The organism is Corynebacterium sp. MSK195 (assembly GCF_030228885.1).
Classification (GTDB): domain Bacteria; phylum Actinomycetota; class Actinomycetes; order Mycobacteriales; family Mycobacteriaceae; genus Corynebacterium.
In genome coordinates, this window is record NZ_JASPGT010000060.1 from 1 (window position 1) to 383 (window position 383).

Sequence of the window (383 nt, forward strand, 5' to 3'; positions counted from 1 at the left end):
ACACCCCATTAGGATTCGGTTTCCCTACGGCTACCCCACACGGGTTAACCTCGCGACATGCCGCTGACTCGCAGGCTCATTCTTCAAAAGGCACGCCATCACACACAAACGGTGCTCTGACGGATTGTAAGCACATGGTTTCAGGAACTATTTCACTCCCCTCCCGGGGTACTTTTCACCATTCCCTCACGGTACTCATACACTATCGGTCACACTGAGTATTTAGGCTTACCGGGTGGTCCCGGCAGATTCACAGCAGATTCCACGAGCCCGCTGCTACTCGGGCAACCCAACAACCCACATGCCATTGTCTTCAACTACAGGACTCTCACCTTCTCCGGCAGGCCATTCCAAACCACTTCACCTAACAACAACACACGAGC

At 53.5% G+C, this 383-nt stretch carries 1 rRNA gene; it reads right to left on the reverse strand.

The annotated features are described in order from the left end of the window. A 23S ribosomal RNA gene (locus QP909_RS11795) occupies positions 1–383 on the reverse strand; the annotation flags it as partial.